The following is a 15,588-nucleotide window of genomic DNA, read 5'->3' on the forward strand; positions in this document are numbered from 1 at the left end:
CCCATCTGGAATCCAAGGGCTTTGGGCGCGCTCCGCAGGGCCGTCATGGCCGGGACAAGCCGGACAAACGGCGCCGCCTGGCTCAGCCGCTCGTTCGCTCTCGCCTTACGGGCGAGACCGGCTCGAAAAGCCGGCCGGCCCATGTTACAACGCGCCGCGCCGGCGAGAGCCGGCTTTTCCGCCGTTCTTCTCCCGGTCCAGTCTGGTTCCTAAATGTCGCAACAGGTCGTCACTCGTTTCGCTCCTTCCCCCACCGGCTTCCTCCACATCGGCGGGGCGCGCACGGCGCTCTTCAACTGGCTCTATGCGCGCAAGCGCGGCGGAAAAATGCTGCTGCGGATCGAGGACACCGACCGCGAACGTTCGACCAAAGAGGCGATGGAGGCGATCCTCGACGGCCTGCGCTGGCTCGGGCTCCATTGGGACGGCGAGGTGATCTATCAGTTCGCGCGGGCGCCGCGGCATCGCGAGGTCGCCGAGGAGCTGCTGGCCAAGGGCGCGGCCTATCGCTGCTGGGCTTCGGCGCAGGAGCTCGAGGAAATGCGCGAGAAAGCGCGGGCCGAAGGCCGGCCGCCGCGTTACGACGGCCGCTGGCGCGACCGCGATCCTTCCGAGGCGCCCGTGGGCGTCGCGCCCGTCATTCGCCTCAAGGCCCCGCGCGACGGCGAGACCGTGATCGAGGACGCGGTTCAGGGACGCGTGGTATTCCCCAACAAGGACATGGACGATTTCGTCCTGCTGCGCTCGGACGGCGCGCCGACCTATATGCTCGCCGTGGTGGTGGACGATCACGACATGGGCGTCACCCAGATCATCCGGGGCGACGACCATCTCACCAATGCGGCCCGGCAGAAGCTGATTTATGAAGCCCTCGGCTGGGAGACCCCCGCCTTCGCGCATATTCCGCTGATCCACGGGCCCGACGGCGCCAAGCTCTCGAAACGCCACGGCGCGCTCGGGGTCGACGCCTATCGCGAGATGGGCTACCTGCCGGCCGCCTTGAGAAATTACCTCGCGCGGCTGGGCTGGAGCCAGGGCGACAAGGAGTTCTTCACCGGCGACGAGCTGATCGAGGCTTTCGATCTCGCCCAGGTGCACCGCTCGCCCGCGCGCTTCGACTTCGTGAAGCTCGAGAACATGAACGGCCATTTCATGCGCGCCATGGACGACGCGGAGCTGTTTGCGGCCTTGATCGACACCCTGCCCTATCTCAAGGGCGGGCCCGAGATCGCGGCCAAGCTCGACGAGGGCAGGAAGGCGCAATTGCTCGCCGCCATGTCCGGCCTCAAGGCGCGCGCCAAAACCCTCAATGAGCTTCTCGACGGCGCCGGATTCCTCTTTGCGGCGCGCCCGCTCGCGATGGAGCCGAAAGCCGAGCAGATCCTCGCCCAGGGCGGCAGGGACCGGCTCGCCGCCCTCCACCCGCGCCTCGCCGCGCTCGGCGAGTGGTCGGCCGCAGCGACCGAGAGCGTCGTGCGGGAGACCGCCGAAGCCCTTTCGATCAAGCTCGGAGACCTCGCCCAGCCTTTGCGCGCGGCCCTCACCGGCCGCACCACTTCGCCCGGAATTTTCGAGGTCATGGAGATTTTGGGCCGCGAAGAAAGCCTCGCTCGCCTCGCCGATCAGGCCTCCGCGCAATAAATAGCGTTCCCAGCGGCGCATCGCGGGGCGGTCGGCTTCGGTTTCCTTCGGCCTTCACCGTCGCTTGACAAGCCGCGGCGTTGTTATAGCGTTTTGCGGTGCACAATTCGCCTGTCCGGCCGAACTGGAAGTAATTTCTTCCACATGCGGCGCCCCCGCGCAGAAAAAGCGCTTTCGGGGACCGCATCAGCGAAGGCCCGGACGGCTGAGTTCAAGGAAGGTGGAGCGATGACCGAGTCCAAGGGATCAATTACAGTCGACGGAAAGTCGGTCGAACTCCCCATCAAGCACGGCTCGGTCGGGCCGGACGTGATCGACATTCGTTCGCTGTACAGCGTGACGGGGATGTTCACCTATGACCCCGGCTTCACCTCGACCGCGAGCTGCGAATCGAAGATCACCTATATCGACGGCGACGCCGGGGTGCTGCTCTATCGCGGCTATCCGATCCAGCAGCTCGCCGAGCACGGCGACTTCCTCGAGACCTGCTATCTGCTGCTTTACGGCGAGCTCCCCACCGGGGCCCAGAAGGCCGATTTCGACTACCGCATCACGCGCCACACCATGGTGCATGAGCAGATGGCGAAGTTCTTCCAGGGATTCCGCCGCGACGCCCATCCGATGGCGGTCATGGTGGCGGCGGTGGGCGCGCTCTCGGCCTTCTATCACGACTCGACCAACATCGCCGATCCGACCCAGCGGCTGGTCGCTTCGACGCGCATGATCGCCAAGATCCCCACGCTGGCGGCGATGGCCTATAAATATTCCATCGGCCAGCCTTTCGTTTATCCCAAGAACGACCTCGACTACACCTCCAACTTCCTGCGCATGTGCTTTGCGGTTCCCTGCGAGGACTACAAGGTCAACCCCGTGCTGGCGCGGGCGCTGGACCGCATCTTCATCCTGCATGCGGACCACGAGCAGAACGCCTCGACCTCGACGGTGCGTCTGTCCGGCTCTTCGGGCGCAAACCCCTTCGCCTGCATCGCCGCCGGCATTGCGTCGCTGTGGGGGCCGGCCCATGGCGGCGCCAACGAGGCGGTGCTGAAAATGCTCGAGGAGATCGGGACGCCCGAGCGCATCCCGCATTACATCGCCCGGGCCAAGGACAAGGACGACCCCTTCCGCCTGATGGGCTTCGGGCACCGGGTCTATAAGAACTACGATCCGCGCGCCAAGATCATGCAGACGACGACGCGCGAGGTGCTGAGCGAGCTCGGCGTGAAGGACGTGCTGCTGGACGTCGCCCTGGAGCTGGAGCGCATCGCGCTGCACGACGACTACTTCATCGAGAAAAAACTCTATCCCAACATCGACTTCTATTCGGGCATCACGCTCAAGGCGATGAACTTCCCCACCGCTATGTTCACGGTGCTTTTCGCCGTGGCGCGCACCGTGGGCTGGATCGCGCAGTGGAAGGAGATGATCGAGGACCCGGGCTCCAAGATCGGCCGCCCGCGCCAGCTCTACACCGGCGCGCCGCAGCGGGAATATGTTCCGATCACAAAGCGGGCGTGAGGCGCAACGCCACTCCCGGACGGCCGCGGAAGGGGATAAAGTCGGATTTTCGATTCCAACCCCCTCCGCATGACCCCGCAAGATTTCATCCGCAAATGGAAGACCCACGCGCTGACCGAAAGGGCCTCGGCGCAGGAGCATTTTATCGACCTGTGCCGGCTCGTGGGTCATCCCACCCCGGCCGAAGACGACCCCCAGGGCGATCATTTCACTTTCGAGAAAGGGGCCTCGATCGTCGGGGGCGGCGACGGCTGGGCGGACGTCTGGAAGAAGGGCTATTTCGCCTGGGAGTATAAAAAGCGGCGGCGCAATCTCGACGAGGCGATGACGCAGCTCACGCGCTACGCTGCGGCGCTGGAGCACCCGCCGCTTCTGGTCGTTTGCGACACGATCCGTTTCCAGATCCTGACCACCTGGACCAATCTGGAGACCAAGAAATACTCCTTCGAGCTCGAAGACCTCACGGACCCGGAAAAGCTCAAGATCCTCCACGCGGTCTTTCACGATCCCGAGGCGCTGAAACCCACGCGCACGCGGGCGATGATCACCGCCGATGCTGCGAAGAAATTCCAGACGATTTCCGACGCGCTGCAAAGCCGCAACCCCGACCGCGAGGCGGTGGCGCATTTCGTCAATCAACTCGTGTTCTGCTTCTTCGCCGACAGCGTTAAGCTGCTGCCCGAAGGGCTTTTGAAGAAACTGCTCCAGACGGCCGAGAAGCGTCCGCACAAATCCCGGGAATATCTGCAAAAGCTGTTCGATCAGATGAAGGACGGCGGGGAGTTCGACCTCACCGAAATCGCCTGGTTCAACGGCGGCCTGTTCGACGGACGCGCGCCGCTCGCGCTGGAGCACGTCGAGATCGGCCTGCTTTTCGCGTTGACTAGCCTCGACTGGAGCCTGATCGACCCCACTATTTTCGGCACGCTGTTCGAGCGCTTTCTCGACCCCGACAAGCGCGCGCAGATCGGCGCGCATTACACCGACCCCGACAAGATCATGATGATCGTGGAGCCGGTGGTGCTGCGGCCTCTGCGGGCGCGCTGGCGCGATGCTTTCGGCAGGATCGGGGAAATCATGCGGCCGGCGGGAGAAGCCGGAGCGGCGGGCCGCAAGGGCCAGAAGGATCAGGACAGGAAAATCGCCGCCGCCCGCGCCAGGGCGGAAGGCTTGCGGGACGAGTTCATCGACGGACTGACGAGGCTGCGCATCCTCGATCCGGCCTGCGGCTCGGGGAATTTTCTCTATCTCGCCCTTCAGGGCGTGAAGGATATCGAATATTGCGCCATCAACGATTGCGAGACGCTGGGCCTTGGTCGTCCGGTCACGCGGGTCGGGCCGGAGATATTGCTCGGCATCGAGATAAACCCTTTCGCGGCCGAGCTGGCGCGGACGACCATCTGGATCGGCGACATCCAATGGTCGATCAAGAACGCGATCTACTCGCGGCCGACGCCGATCCTGCGCAAGCTCGATTCGATCGAACAGCGCGACGCCGTGCTGAACGCGGATGGAAGCGAGGCCCAATGGCCCGAGACGGATTTCATCATCGGCAATCCGCCGTTTTTGGGCGGGAAAAAGCTGCGCGCTGGGCTCGGCCACGATTATGTGGAAAGACTGTTCGCCGCCTATGACGGGCGCGTGCCGGCCGAGGCCGATCTCGTCTGCTACTGGTTTTCGAAAGCCTGGGAGGCGGTCGGCGCCGCCCGCGCCAAAGCTGTGGGACTGGTCGCGACCAACTCCATTCGCGGCGGCGCCAACCGGCGCGTGCTGGAGCCCATCGCGCAGGCCAACGCCATTTTCGAGGCCTGGAGTGACGAGCCCTGGACCATCGACGGCGCCGCGGTGCGGGTCAGCCTCGTGTGTTTTGGCGCGACGGAAGAAGAGAGGCGGCTGGATGGCCAGCCGTCAGCGGCTATAAATGCCGATCTTTCCGGCCGGTCCTCGGACGTCACGCTGGCGCAGCGCCTGAAGGAAAATGAAGGCGTCGCCTTCATGGGCGACACCAAGGGCGGCGCCTTCGACATCCCCGGCGAATTGGCGCGGGAATGGCTGCGAGCGCCGCTCAACCCCAACGGCAGGCCCAACAGCGAAGTGCTGAGGCCTTGGGTCAACGGTCTCGATGTGACGCGCCGTCCGCGCGACATGTGGATCATCGACTTCGGCTGGGAAATGAGCGAAGATGAAGCGGCGATGTATGAGGCGCCCTTCGCCTATGTGCTGGAGCATGTGAAGCCTGAGCGCGACAAGAATCGTCGCGACGCCTATCGCAAATACTGGTGGCGGCATGTGGAGGCGCGCCCGGCGATGTGGGCGGCTATCAAGGCCCTCGCAGCAACGTCCCCCGCCCCGGATCAAAAGGCGTCATTGCGACCGCGAGCGACAAGCGAACCGGGAAGCAATCCAGGAGTCGAGGGCGGCCCCTCGTCGGCTTCGCCTCCTCGCAAAGACGCCACGTCGGGAGCGAGATATATCGCGACGCCGAGGGTAGCTAGGTACAGAAGTTTTCTATGGATGCACGGGTCCTGTGTGCCGGACTCTCGTTGCTTCGCGCTAGCAAGAAACGACGAAGCGTTTTTTGGTATCTTGCAAAGTGGATTCCACGAGCATTGGAGCATGGCGACGGGTTCTTGGCATGGCGTGGGCGATGATCCAGTTTATAATACAAGTACTTGCTTCGAAACCTTCCCCTTCCCCGCTGGGCTCACGCCGAATATTCCGGCCACGGATTACGCCGACGACCCCCGAGCAAAGCGCATCGCGGCGGCGGCGAAGAAGCTCGACGAGCTGCGCCGCAACTGGCTCAACCCGCCCGACCTCGTCGAGATCGTTCCCGAGGTGGTTCCAGGTTATCCCGACCGCATCCTGCCCAGGGACGAGAAAGCCGCCGACCTGCTCAAGAAGCGCACACTGACCAATCTTTACAACGAGCGGCCGCAATGGCTCCAGAACGCCCATGCCGAACTCGACCGCGCGGTGGCCGCGGCCTATGGCTGGCCGGAGGATATTTCGACCGAGGACGCGCTGGCCAAGCTGCTGGAACTCAATCTGGAGCGCTCGGCCCGGCAATGAAATATGCGCAAAGCGTGTTATTGTTTCGCGCAAAGGAGTCCCGTCATGAACGTCTCGGTCGGCCAGCGCTGGGAAGAATTCATCGACCAACTGGTGAAATCGGGTCGCTACGCCTCTGCCGCTGAAGTGATGCGCGAGGGCCTGCGCCTCGTCGAAGAACGCGAGGCCAAGCTGAAGTCGCTGCGCGAGACGATCCAGGAGTCGCTGGCCGAGGGCGGGGAAAACACGGTCGCCGATGCTCGCGAGCGTATCGAGCGTAAGCATCGGGAGCTCGAGGTCCGGCCTCGGTGATGCGCACGCCAATCTTTTTGAACGCCGCCTTGCGTGATTTGGATGACATCTTCGAATATCTCGCCGAGCAGTCGGGCGATCTCGCCCTTGCGCGTGAATTCGTCGATTCCATCGTCGAACAGGTGGAGAAAATGGCCGCCCTGCCCGGGACCATTGGCCGTCCACGCGACAACCTAGCAAAAGGGCTACGGAGCTTCCCCTTTCGAGGTTATTTGATATTCATGCGCTATGAAAAAGACAGGCTGTATGTCGTTGACGTTCTTCACCAGCGCCGCGATGTGGAATCGGCTTTCGTGAAAGACACCTTCCCCAAATGACCGGCGCCGGAACCGATCACACCAAGCCGAAGCTCGAAGGCGGGCCGGCGATCATTCTGGTGCGGCCTCAGCTCGCCGTGAACATCGGCATGTGCGCCCGCGCCATGGCGAATTTCGGCCTGTCGGATCTGCGTCTCGTGGCGCCGCGCGAGGGCTGGCCGCGCACCGGGGCCTATCGCAAGGGGGCCTACGCCGCCGCCGCCGGAGCGGTGCATCTGCTGGAAAGCGCCAAGGTCTATCCCGACGTGCCCACGGCCATCGCGGACCTCTCCTTCTGCTACGCCGCCACCGCGCGCGGGCGTGGGCAGATGAAGCCTGTGCATATTCCCTCTCAGGCCATGCCCCAGACCGCCGCGCGCATCGCCGCCGGCGAGAAGCATGGCGTGATGTACGGCCCCGAGCGCACCGGGCTGGACAATGACGACGTGGCGCTCGCCGACGCCATCCTCACCTTTCCGGTCAATCCCGCCTATGCCTCGCTCAATCTGGCGCAGGCAGTTCTGCTGACGGGCTATGAATGGTTTCGCTCCGCCCATGGCGACGCCCTGCCCTTCGATACTTCCGAGCGCTCGCCGCCGGCGACGCGCGAGATGACGGCCGCCTTCTTCGAATTTCTGGAGGAGCAGCTCGACGCGCGCGAGTTCTTCCGGCCCAAGACCAAGAAGCCGGTGATGGCCCGCAACCTGCGCAATATGTTCCATCGCATGAGCCTGACCGAGCAGGACGTGCGCACGCTGTGGGGCGTGGTGGTGCGGCTGGTGGAAGGACCCCGCCGGGAGCCCAACGCCCGCCGGCGCAAGAAGCTGGAAGAGGCGCAGGCGCGGGAGGAGGCCGCCGCGGCCGAACGGCTGCGCATACCCAAAGGCGCGCCGCCGGAAGCGCCGGAGTGATTTTGGCGCCTAGATCTTGCTCACTTGCTGAACGAAAGCGCCATCAGCGTTTCGTCGAGATAATCCCCATCGGCGAGTTTCACGGAGCGCGGCTCGCAGCCATAGGCGCGAAAACCCCATCGCTCATAGAAGCGAATCGCGCGCGGGTTGCTGGCGACAGCTGTGAGAACCACCTGCTCCACGGTCCCGGCGGCGTGATCGAGCAGCGCCCGCATGATGGCGTCGGCGGCGCCGGCGCCCCGGGCCTCCGGCTTCACATACATGCCCCAGATCAGGCCCTTGTGACCGACCTTGGCGCCGGAAAAGCAGCTGAAGCCCCCTAATCCGACGAGGCCGCCCGTTCCGAAAGCGGCGACGACGTAATCGTTTCCGAGCCGGCGGGCGAATTCCTCCAAAGGAAGGCCGCTTTCGTCTTCGGGCGCAAAGCGGAACTCGCGCGGCTGGCTGCGAAACATCTCCTGCCGCGCCTCTTTGAAAGCTCCGGCGTCCGCCGCATTCAACCGCCTGATCGAAAAACCTGCCGGCATCGTGCTCGCCTCGACATGGAACTGCCGTGGATAGTGCATGGGCCGGCGAACGAAGGCCAGAGCATTACAGGCGGGAGGCCGGCGCCCAACGGGTCATCTCGTGCAGGGAAGAGCCGGAGTAGTTCCGTTTTCGGGCCATATCCCCGTCGTCGAAGCGGATGAATAAAGGGATTGGCACCGATTGGCGTCCAGGCCTCGAGCAGACTGATCCCCGATCTGATCGGCCTGAGTATGGGAGAGAGCGTTGAGGCGGCGCGCCATGTAGGCTTCGCAGTTCTGCTTCAGCTGGAGGCAGCTCAGTTCCTTGGCTCCAACGGGCGCCGAACCGCATGAGAGGGCGATCGAGAGCGCCCCGGAGACGAAAACGGATTGTATTTTGAGGCCGCGCATTTGGTCTTTTTCCTGGCTAAATCTGTGTCGGAGGCTTTCTTCGGCGTCGGCTCCAATCGTCATTTCACGAGACGGACCGGCGTAGCCGCCGTGCTCGTCGGACAGGTCGACCAGTTGAATTGCGCCGTCGTGGCGGTGGGACCGCTCACCAGGAAGTCTGCGGCCTTGTAATCGTCGATCCCCGCGAGCGTCCCACCCCAGAAGCCGCCTGGAACGCCGCACAGCCCGGCGTTGGTCGCCGTGATGTTGATGTCGCCCATCGCGTATTCGTCATAGGTTATGAAGATGTTGTAGGTCGCCGTCTTGATGTTCACCATATTGTCTGAGGCATAGAAATTGGTGAGGTCGGTGATCTTGGTGTTTACGAGTCCGCCCAGATAGCTGTGCGTGCCGATGACCGGCGGATAGGTCACGCCGTCTATGGCGATCGCGCCGAACCAGGCCGTCTTCGGATCATAGGAGGCGGTTCCGGACGAGTTGAAACTCGGCTGCGGCGCATAGAGCGATATCACATGCGTCCCGAGCAGAATGGAGAAGGACTGAAGAACCGACATATTGTCGCCGGAGTAATTCACGCAGGAGACGTTTACTTCGATGCCGGAGTCGCTGAGCAGATTATACCAGCCCCCCGTCCCGCAATCGAGATAGCCGTTCGTGCCGTCGGCGCCGCCGACATGAGGATCCCCCGCCACGGAGCCGTTGCCCGCATAATGCGTGTAGGAAATCGGGGAACCCGCAGCGGCCGCGGTCGCCGTCGCGCTGGCGGCGACCGCCGTCGTGTTGATTCCCGCGAGCCGCATGAATGTGTTGTTCACCTGTGCGGTCGCGGAGACTGAATAATTTCCCGAGGACTCCGTTTCCGTGACTGCGGGGGTTGCGGTCCAGGCGGAGTGGCTCAGATTGGCCAGCGCCACATTTTGGGCGAGGCTCTGGCGTGCGGAATGGGTGAGGCCCGGCTGCGCCGCTGCGGCGAGCGCCGCCGCATCCGCCGCCTGCTGGAGCGCCAGCTTGGCCCGCGAGGCCCGCCCGGTGTCGATGGCGACGCCGAGCATCAACATCAAAGGCACCGCCGCGACTCCGAACATCACCGCCGCCGCGCCGGAGTTCTCCGAGCGGAAGCTGGCGAGGGCGGGCGAAACCGAAACCAAGTCTTTATTATCCATAGCGACCAATCCGTGAGCCGAGAGCCGTGAGCCGGCGTGAGCTGATTTGTCGCAGCTATACCCTCGTACGAATACGTATAACATTGCGTAATTATGATATAATTAAACTTTACTTAAGATGAAAGCCCAAGAAAGCATAACAAATGCTTTCCAGAAAAAGTTAATTCTACAAATAAATTTGGGACAGGCATTCTATTTCTGTTTCATTGTCCTCTTTGCAGCCCCGAGCGCGCCAGGCTCGACAATATCCAACCGAACTCCCCAACGTCTTCGCGAGTCCGAATAGTTCAATACGCCGTTAAGATTGTTTGATCATCCAGCTCGCGGCGGAAGGCGCTTTAAATCGATCGTGAGCGCTCCAGGCTAGAAGTCTTTTTCGTCGGTATTTGATTGGAAGGAATTGGACGATGAAAAGGATTTCGATCCTGGCTTCCTGTCTCGGCTTTTGCTGCGTCGCAACGGACTCTGCGGTAGCGGAGAAGCAGGTGATCGCGAAGGCGCAATTTCCAGCTCCGCAGAGCTCGGAAACGGACAAGGAGTGGAACTGCTACTGGCCCGCCTATTATTTGCGCTATCACGCGTACGACGTGCCCCGATCCGTCGTTAGCCCGCTGCTGACGCAGGACCCTGAGGCGAAAAAGCTTCCACTCGTGCAACCTTCGCCGGTCTTTGTTCCCGTTCCACGCGCTGCAGAACCTGCTTGCCATGACTATTCCGATCTCGACGCCGAGGGCAGGCCAATCTGGTTCGACGGCATTGCAGCAGGGCAGCTCAGCAATCTCGTCCAAATGTTGCTTGCGCAGGAGAAGTTCGCCGATCTCGACCGCCTGATCGACGACTGGACGTCCAGGCAGGAGCGCATTGCGGACGGCAGATGGAAACTCACCTTCTTGTTGGACGGCTTCAAGAACCAGAGTTACCAACCCAACGGCTGGGAGCGGATGGGCGCAATTATCCAGCGGTGGAAGGCCGCCAACCCGACCTCTGCGGGAGCGGCGATCGCCGAGGCGAACTACTATTACTCTCTGGCATGGAAGGCCCGAGGCGGTGGCTATGCTTCCTCGGTGGAGTCGGAAGGTTGGCGGCTGTTTGAAGAAAGGCTTCGGAAAGTAGAGCGGATATTGTCGGATAGCAAATCCTATGCGTCCAGGAATCCACTCTGGGGTAATCTCTATCTCGATGTCGTCGCGCTTCTGAATTGGCCTAGAGAACGCCAATACGAACTGTATCGTGCGGTTACCAAGGAACACAAATATTACTATTGGGCCTATGACGCCTACATAACTTTTCTCGCTCCAAAGTGGGGCGGCGACTGGAGTCTGGTCGACGCAGTGATAAAGGACGCGGAAGAAAAAACCCGCGACGTCGACGGCGCTTCGACTTACACCCGGATGTACTGGCTGGTTTCGGGCTCCGAAGAAATCGGCTTCAATATTTTCAAGGATACGCGCGCCGACTGGCCGCACATGAGACAGGGCTTCAAGGACATGTTGAGGCTCTATCCGCACAGCGCCTGGAACGCCAATGCCTATGCGGTCTTCGCCTGTTTGGCGAGAGACGGCGACAGTTTTTGGGAAGCGCGAGCCCGGATGAAGGATAAAATCATGGAGCAGGCTTGGCCCTCCAATCTATCCATCGACGTATGCGAGGCAAGATTTCCCGGCCACGCGCTGTAGAGCATTTTCGAGCGAACCCGGTTCGTGGGCTTTCGATGACAGCACTGGAGCCGCAGTGGTTGACATGAAGGGGTAAAAAGAGAACAATAAAGGAACATTTCTGCGACGCTGCGTCCGGAGCGTTTCTTGATCATCCCCCTGCCCCGCTACGCCGAGCTTGCGACGACGACCAATTTCTCCTTCCTGCGCGGCGCCTCGCACCCGGAGGAGATGGTCGCCCGCGCGCTGGAGCTCGGTCATTGCGGCATCGGGATCGCTGATCGCAATTCGGTGGCGGGCGTGGTGCGGGCGTTCTCTTTTCTGCGGGCGCATGATGGCGTCGCGCCGGAGAGTTTCCAGCTCGCCGTCGGCGCAAGGCTGGTCTTTTCCGACAAGACCCCGGACCTTCTCTGCTACCCGCGGAATCGCGCCGCCTATGGGCGCCTCTGCCTGATGCTGACGCGCGGCAATATGCGCGCCAAGAAAGGCGAATGCGCGCTCACGCTCGGGGATCTGCTCGAATTCAGCGATGGGCTGCAACTGATCGCGCTCGGCGACGCCGCGCCGCCCGCCGAGATCTATTCCGCCTTCAAGGATCGGCTGTGGCTCGGCGCCGGCGCCCTTTACGACGAAAGAATGCGGGAGCGGCTCCGCCGCCGCGCCGCGCAGGCGCGCAAGCTCGGCCTGCCGCTCATCGCGGTGAACGAGGCGTATTATCACGAGCCCGGGAGGCGGCCGCTCGCCGATGCCCTGGCCTGCATTCGCGAAGGCGTGACGCTCGAGAACGCCGGCTTCAGGCTCGCCGCCAACGCCGAGCGCCATCTCAAGAGCGCGGAGGAGATGAGCCGTCTCTTCGCCGAGGCGCCGGGAGCGGTGGACGAAACCGCGCGTTTTCTGGAGCGCGTCGAATTCCGCCTCTCCGACCTCGCCTATGATTATCCCAGCGAATTGCGCGAAGGCTTCGCGAGCGAACAGGCGGCGTTGGAGGCTTTCGCCTTCGAGGGCGCAAAAAAGCGCTATCCACAAGGCGTTCCGGGCCATGTGCAGGAGCTGCTCCGACGCGAATTGAGCCTCATCGGCCAATTGAACTACGCCGCCTATTTTCTCACCGTGCACGATATCGTGCGCTTCGCCCGTTCGCGCGGGATTCTGGCGCAGGGACGCGGCTCGGCGGCCAACAGCGCGGTGTGCTTTTGCCTCGGCGTCACCGAAGTCGATCCGACCAAGCACGATCTCCTGTTCGAACGCTTCGTTTCGGCCGAGCGCAACGAGCCGCCCGACATCGACGTCGATTTCGAGCATGAGCGGCGTGAGGAAGTGATCCAATATATCTACCAGCGCTTCGGCCGCGCCCATGCGGGCCTCGCCGCCGCCGTCGTGACCTACCGCTCGCGGTCGGCCCTGCGCGAGGTCGGCAAGGCGTTCGGTTTTTCGAGCGATCTTCTGGGGCGGCTTTCCGCCCTGTCGTCGGGCGGAACGACGCCCGAACAGCGCCGCGCCGACATGATCCGCTCGGGGCTGGACCCGAGCGAGCCGCGCTTCGCCATGGCGCTGGCGCTGGCGCAGGAGCTCAAGGGATTTCCCCGCCATCTCACCCAGCACAGCGGAGGCTTCGTCATCACCAGGGCGCGGCTCGACGAGGTGGTTCCGGTCGCGCCCGCCGCGATGGAGGGCCGCACCACCATCATGTGGGACAAGGACGATCTCGACGCTCTCGGCATTCTCAAGATCGACGTGCTGGCGCTCGGGATGCTCACCTGCCTGCGCAAGGGCCTCGATCTGCTGGCGGCGCATTACGGAATTCGTCGCCGCCTTTCGACGCTGCCCGCCGAGGACGAGCGCGTCTACGCCATGGTCAGCCGGGCCGATACGGTGGGCGTGTTCCAGATCGAGAGCCGCGCCCAGATGTCGATGCTGCCGCGCCTCAAGCCGCAATGCTTCTACGACCTCGTGATCGAGGTGGCCATCGTGCGTCCCGGACCCATTCAGGGCGATATGGTTCATCCCTATCTGCGCCGCCGCATGAACAAGGAAAAGGTCGAATATCCCTCGCCCGAACTGGAGCAGGTGCTCGGCAAGACTCTCGGCGTTCCCTTGTTCCAGGAGCAGGCGATGAAGATCGCCATCGTCGCGGCCGGTTTTTCTCCCGCGGAAGCCGATCAGCTCCGCCGGGCCATGGCCACCTTCAAACGCGCGGGGCTGGTGAGCGCTTTTCGGGACAAGATGATATCCGGCATGATGGCGCGCGGCTATCCGCAGGATTTCGCCGAGCGCTGCTTCCGGCAGATCGAAGGCTTCGGCACTTACGGCTTCCCCGAAAGCCACGCGGCTTCCTTCGCGCTGCTGGTCTATGCCTCGGCATGGCTCAAATGCCGCTATCCCGATGTTTTCGCCTGCGCGCTCCTCAATTCCCAACCGATGGGGTTTTACGCGCCGGCGCAGATCCTGCGAGACGCTCGGGAACATGGGGTCGAAGCGCGGGAGGTCGACGTAAACGCTTCCCAGTGGGATTGCGCGCTCGAGCCTTCCCCTGGAGTGTTTTCGAGAGAAGCGGACGCCGGTTCGCGTGAAGAAAGCACGATCGAACAAGGACGCCTGCATCCGCGCCACGAGTCGATGGCTTCCGACATTGCGGGAAATTGCGCCCTGCGTCTCGGTTTTCGCCTCGTCAAAGGCGTCGCGGAGGCGGAGATGCGCCTGCTCGTGGAGCGGCGCGGCGCCGGCTATGATTCGGTGCGCGATTTATGGCTGCGCACGGGCCTGCCGCCCTCGACGCTTGAAAAACTCGCGGAGGCCGACGCCTTCTCCAGTCTCGGCCTCACCCGGCGCGAGGCGCTATGGGCGATCGCCGGCCTCAACCGCGCCGGCGACAAGGACGACCTGCCCTTGCTGCGCATGCTGGCCTTTTCTCCGACGGAGCCCGACGCAGATCTGCCGCCCATGCCGCCCGGCGAAGAGGTGATGGAGGATTACCGCTCGCTCTCGCTCTCCTTGAAGGCGCATCCGGTGGCGTTTTTGCGCCGGTCGCTGGCCGGGCGGGGCGTCGCCCCCTGCGCGGATCTGTCGCGCCCTTACGAGCCGCCGCCTCTGCGCGCCGCCATTGCCGGGCTGGTGCTGATGCGCCAACGTCCGGCCACGGCCAAGGGGGTGATCTTCATGACGATCGAGGATGAAACCGGCGCCGCCAATATCATCGTCTGGCCGAAATTATTCGAGAGATTCCGGCCGGAAGTGCTCGGTTCGCGTCTTGTCGTCGTCACCGGCAATGTGCAGAACGAATCCGGCGTCGTGCATGTCGTCGCCACCCGAATCGAAGATATTTCGGCCGATCTGCGCAAAATCGAAAAGGCGCGGGCTGCGACCCCGAAGGCGCGAAATTTTCACTAAAGCTTTCAATGCCGCGATTACAAATAGCTCGCAGCCGAGCGTTAAGTTCGAGATCCGGATGGCCGTCGGATCGCGCAGGCATAATTAACGGTCGGCGCCGTTGTCGGTCGGCCGCGAATCGAAGGTCCCGAGTTTCAGGTCTTCCAGAAGCAAACAGAGGAAAAAGCCATGAGCGATCTCGTCGTTATTGCATTTCCGAGCGAAGCCAAGGCGGAGGAAGTTCGCCAGAAGGTGCTCAACCTGCAGAAGGAATATCTCATCGAACTCGGCGACGCCGCCATCGCCGTCAGGCAGGCCGACGGCAGCGTGCGACTCAACCAGCTCATGAACACTACTGCGGTCGGCGCCGCTTCCGGCGCTTTGTGGGGCACTCTCATCGGCCTCATTTTCCTGATGCCTCTGGCCGGCGCGGCGCTCGGCGCCGCATCCGGCGCCGCGAGCGGCTGGCTCACCGACGTCGGCGTCAACGACAGCTTCATGAAGGAAGTCGCCAGCAGCCTGGAGCCCGGCAATGCGGCGCTGTTTCTGCTGATCCGCAAATTCACCGCCGACAAGGTGCTGGAAGACCTCAAGGGCGTCGGCGGCAAAGTGATGCGGACATCCTTCGATCACACCAAGGAAGAGGCGCTGCGCGCCGCGCTCTCCGAAGCGAGCAAGGCTGCTCCTCCCGCCTCCGCGCCGGGCGCCTGATCGTCCGCAGTTTCCGGCGAGCCTCGGCGCCCTCATCCGCCGCGGCT

General features: G+C 63.1%; 11 protein-coding genes. 9 read left to right on the forward strand and 2 right to left on the reverse strand.

The genetic code is table 11. From position 1 onward, the window contains the following. Positions 1-213 precede the first annotated feature (213 nt). From gltX to H2LOC_RS04825, 6 genes are all read left to right on the forward strand, one after another. Positions 214-1,641, forward strand: a complete 1,428-nt coding sequence (gene gltX / locus H2LOC_RS04800; protein WP_154331573.1) for a glutamate--tRNA ligase — start codon at positions 214-216, stop codon at positions 1,639-1,641. 228 nt (positions 1,642-1,869) lie between these two features. Continuing rightward, the gene (gene gltA, locus H2LOC_RS04805) at positions 1,870-3,159 is read left to right on the forward strand and encodes a citrate synthase (RefSeq protein WP_136495350.1); all 1,290 of its coding nucleotides are present in this window, start codon (positions 1,870-1,872) and stop codon (positions 3,157-3,159) included. 69 nt (positions 3,160-3,228) lie between these two features. Then, a complete protein-coding gene (locus H2LOC_RS04810) occupies positions 3,229-6,231 on the forward strand; it encodes a class I SAM-dependent DNA methyltransferase (RefSeq protein ID WP_136495351.1) in 3,003 nt (1,000 codons plus the stop codon). A gap of 45 nt (positions 6,232-6,276) precedes the next feature. Continuing rightward, positions 6,277-6,522: a type II toxin-antitoxin system ParD family antitoxin gene (locus H2LOC_RS04815; protein ID WP_136495352.1), complete on the forward strand. Its 246-nt coding sequence runs from the start codon at positions 6,277-6,279 to the stop codon at positions 6,520-6,522. After that, on the forward strand, positions 6,522-6,839 hold the full coding sequence (locus tag H2LOC_RS04820) for a type II toxin-antitoxin system RelE/ParE family toxin (RefSeq protein WP_136495353.1): 318 nt from the start codon (positions 6,522-6,524) through the stop codon (positions 6,837-6,839). Before H2LOC_RS04815 ends, H2LOC_RS04820 begins: the two co-directional genes overlap by 1 nt. Further along, the gene (locus tag H2LOC_RS04825) at positions 6,836-7,729 is read left to right on the forward strand and encodes an RNA methyltransferase (protein WP_136495354.1); all 894 of its coding nucleotides are present in this window, start codon (positions 6,836-6,838) and stop codon (positions 7,727-7,729) included. Before H2LOC_RS04820 ends, H2LOC_RS04825 begins: the two co-directional genes overlap by 4 nt. 20 nt (positions 7,730-7,749) lie before the next feature. Here the strand turns inward: H2LOC_RS04825 and H2LOC_RS04830 are convergent, their stop codons facing one another. Beyond that, positions 7,750-8,256: a GNAT family N-acetyltransferase gene (locus tag H2LOC_RS04830; RefSeq protein ID WP_136495355.1), complete on the reverse strand. Its 507-nt coding sequence runs from the start codon at positions 8,254-8,256 to the stop codon at positions 7,750-7,752. 449 nt (positions 8,257-8,705) lie between these two features. Next, positions 8,706-9,809: a TadE/TadG family type IV pilus assembly protein gene (locus tag H2LOC_RS04835; protein WP_162009696.1), complete on the reverse strand. Its 1,104-nt coding sequence runs from the start codon at positions 9,807-9,809 to the stop codon at positions 8,706-8,708. A 407-nt stretch (positions 9,810-10,216) separates the two neighbouring features. Between H2LOC_RS04835 and H2LOC_RS04840 the strand changes: the two genes are divergently transcribed. From H2LOC_RS04840 to H2LOC_RS04850, 3 genes are all read left to right on the forward strand, one after another. Beyond that, the gene (locus H2LOC_RS04840) at positions 10,217-11,485 is read left to right on the forward strand and encodes a DUF4034 domain-containing protein (protein WP_136495357.1); all 1,269 of its coding nucleotides are present in this window, start codon (positions 10,217-10,219) and stop codon (positions 11,483-11,485) included. Positions 11,486-11,614: 129 nt separating this feature from the next. Then, positions 11,615-14,851: an error-prone DNA polymerase gene (locus H2LOC_RS04845; protein WP_425487336.1), complete on the forward strand. Its 3,237-nt coding sequence runs from the start codon at positions 11,615-11,617 to the stop codon at positions 14,849-14,851. Between the two features lie 168 nt (positions 14,852-15,019). After that, positions 15,020-15,541, forward strand: a complete 522-nt coding sequence (locus H2LOC_RS04850) for a DUF1269 domain-containing protein (protein ID WP_136495358.1) — start codon at positions 15,020-15,022, stop codon at positions 15,539-15,541. Positions 15,542-15,588: the final 47 nt, after the last annotated feature.

Origin of the sequence: Methylocystis heyeri, from assembly GCF_004802635.2 — a bacterium.
GTDB classification, from domain to species: domain Bacteria; phylum Pseudomonadota; class Alphaproteobacteria; order Rhizobiales; family Beijerinckiaceae; genus Methylocystis; species Methylocystis heyeri.

Coding starts and splice junctions, on each gene's coding strand:
- gltX (WP_154331573.1), top strand. CDS start 214: ATGTCGCAACAGGTCGTCACTCGTTTCGCTCCTTCCCCCACCGGCTTC.
- gltA (WP_136495350.1), top strand. CDS start 1,870: ATGACCGAGTCCAAGGGATCAATTACAGTCGACGGAAAGTCGGTCGAA.
- H2LOC_RS04810 (WP_136495351.1), top strand. CDS start 3,229: ATGACCCCGCAAGATTTCATCCGCAAATGGAAGACCCACGCGCTGACC.
- H2LOC_RS04815 (WP_136495352.1), top strand. CDS start 6,277: ATGAACGTCTCGGTCGGCCAGCGCTGGGAAGAATTCATCGACCAACTG.
- H2LOC_RS04820 (WP_136495353.1), top strand. CDS start 6,522: ATGCGCACGCCAATCTTTTTGAACGCCGCCTTGCGTGATTTGGATGAC.
- H2LOC_RS04825 (WP_136495354.1), top strand. CDS start 6,836: ATGACCGGCGCCGGAACCGATCACACCAAGCCGAAGCTCGAAGGCGGG.
- H2LOC_RS04830 (WP_136495355.1), bottom strand. CDS start 8,256: ATGCCGGCAGGTTTTTCGATCAGGCGGTTGAATGCGGCGGACGCCGGA.
- H2LOC_RS04835 (WP_162009696.1), bottom strand. CDS start 9,809: ATGGATAATAAAGACTTGGTTTCGGTTTCGCCCGCCCTCGCCAGCTTC.
- H2LOC_RS04840 (WP_136495357.1), top strand. CDS start 10,217: ATGAAAAGGATTTCGATCCTGGCTTCCTGTCTCGGCTTTTGCTGCGTC.
- H2LOC_RS04850 (WP_136495358.1), top strand. CDS start 15,020: ATGAGCGATCTCGTCGTTATTGCATTTCCGAGCGAAGCCAAGGCGGAG.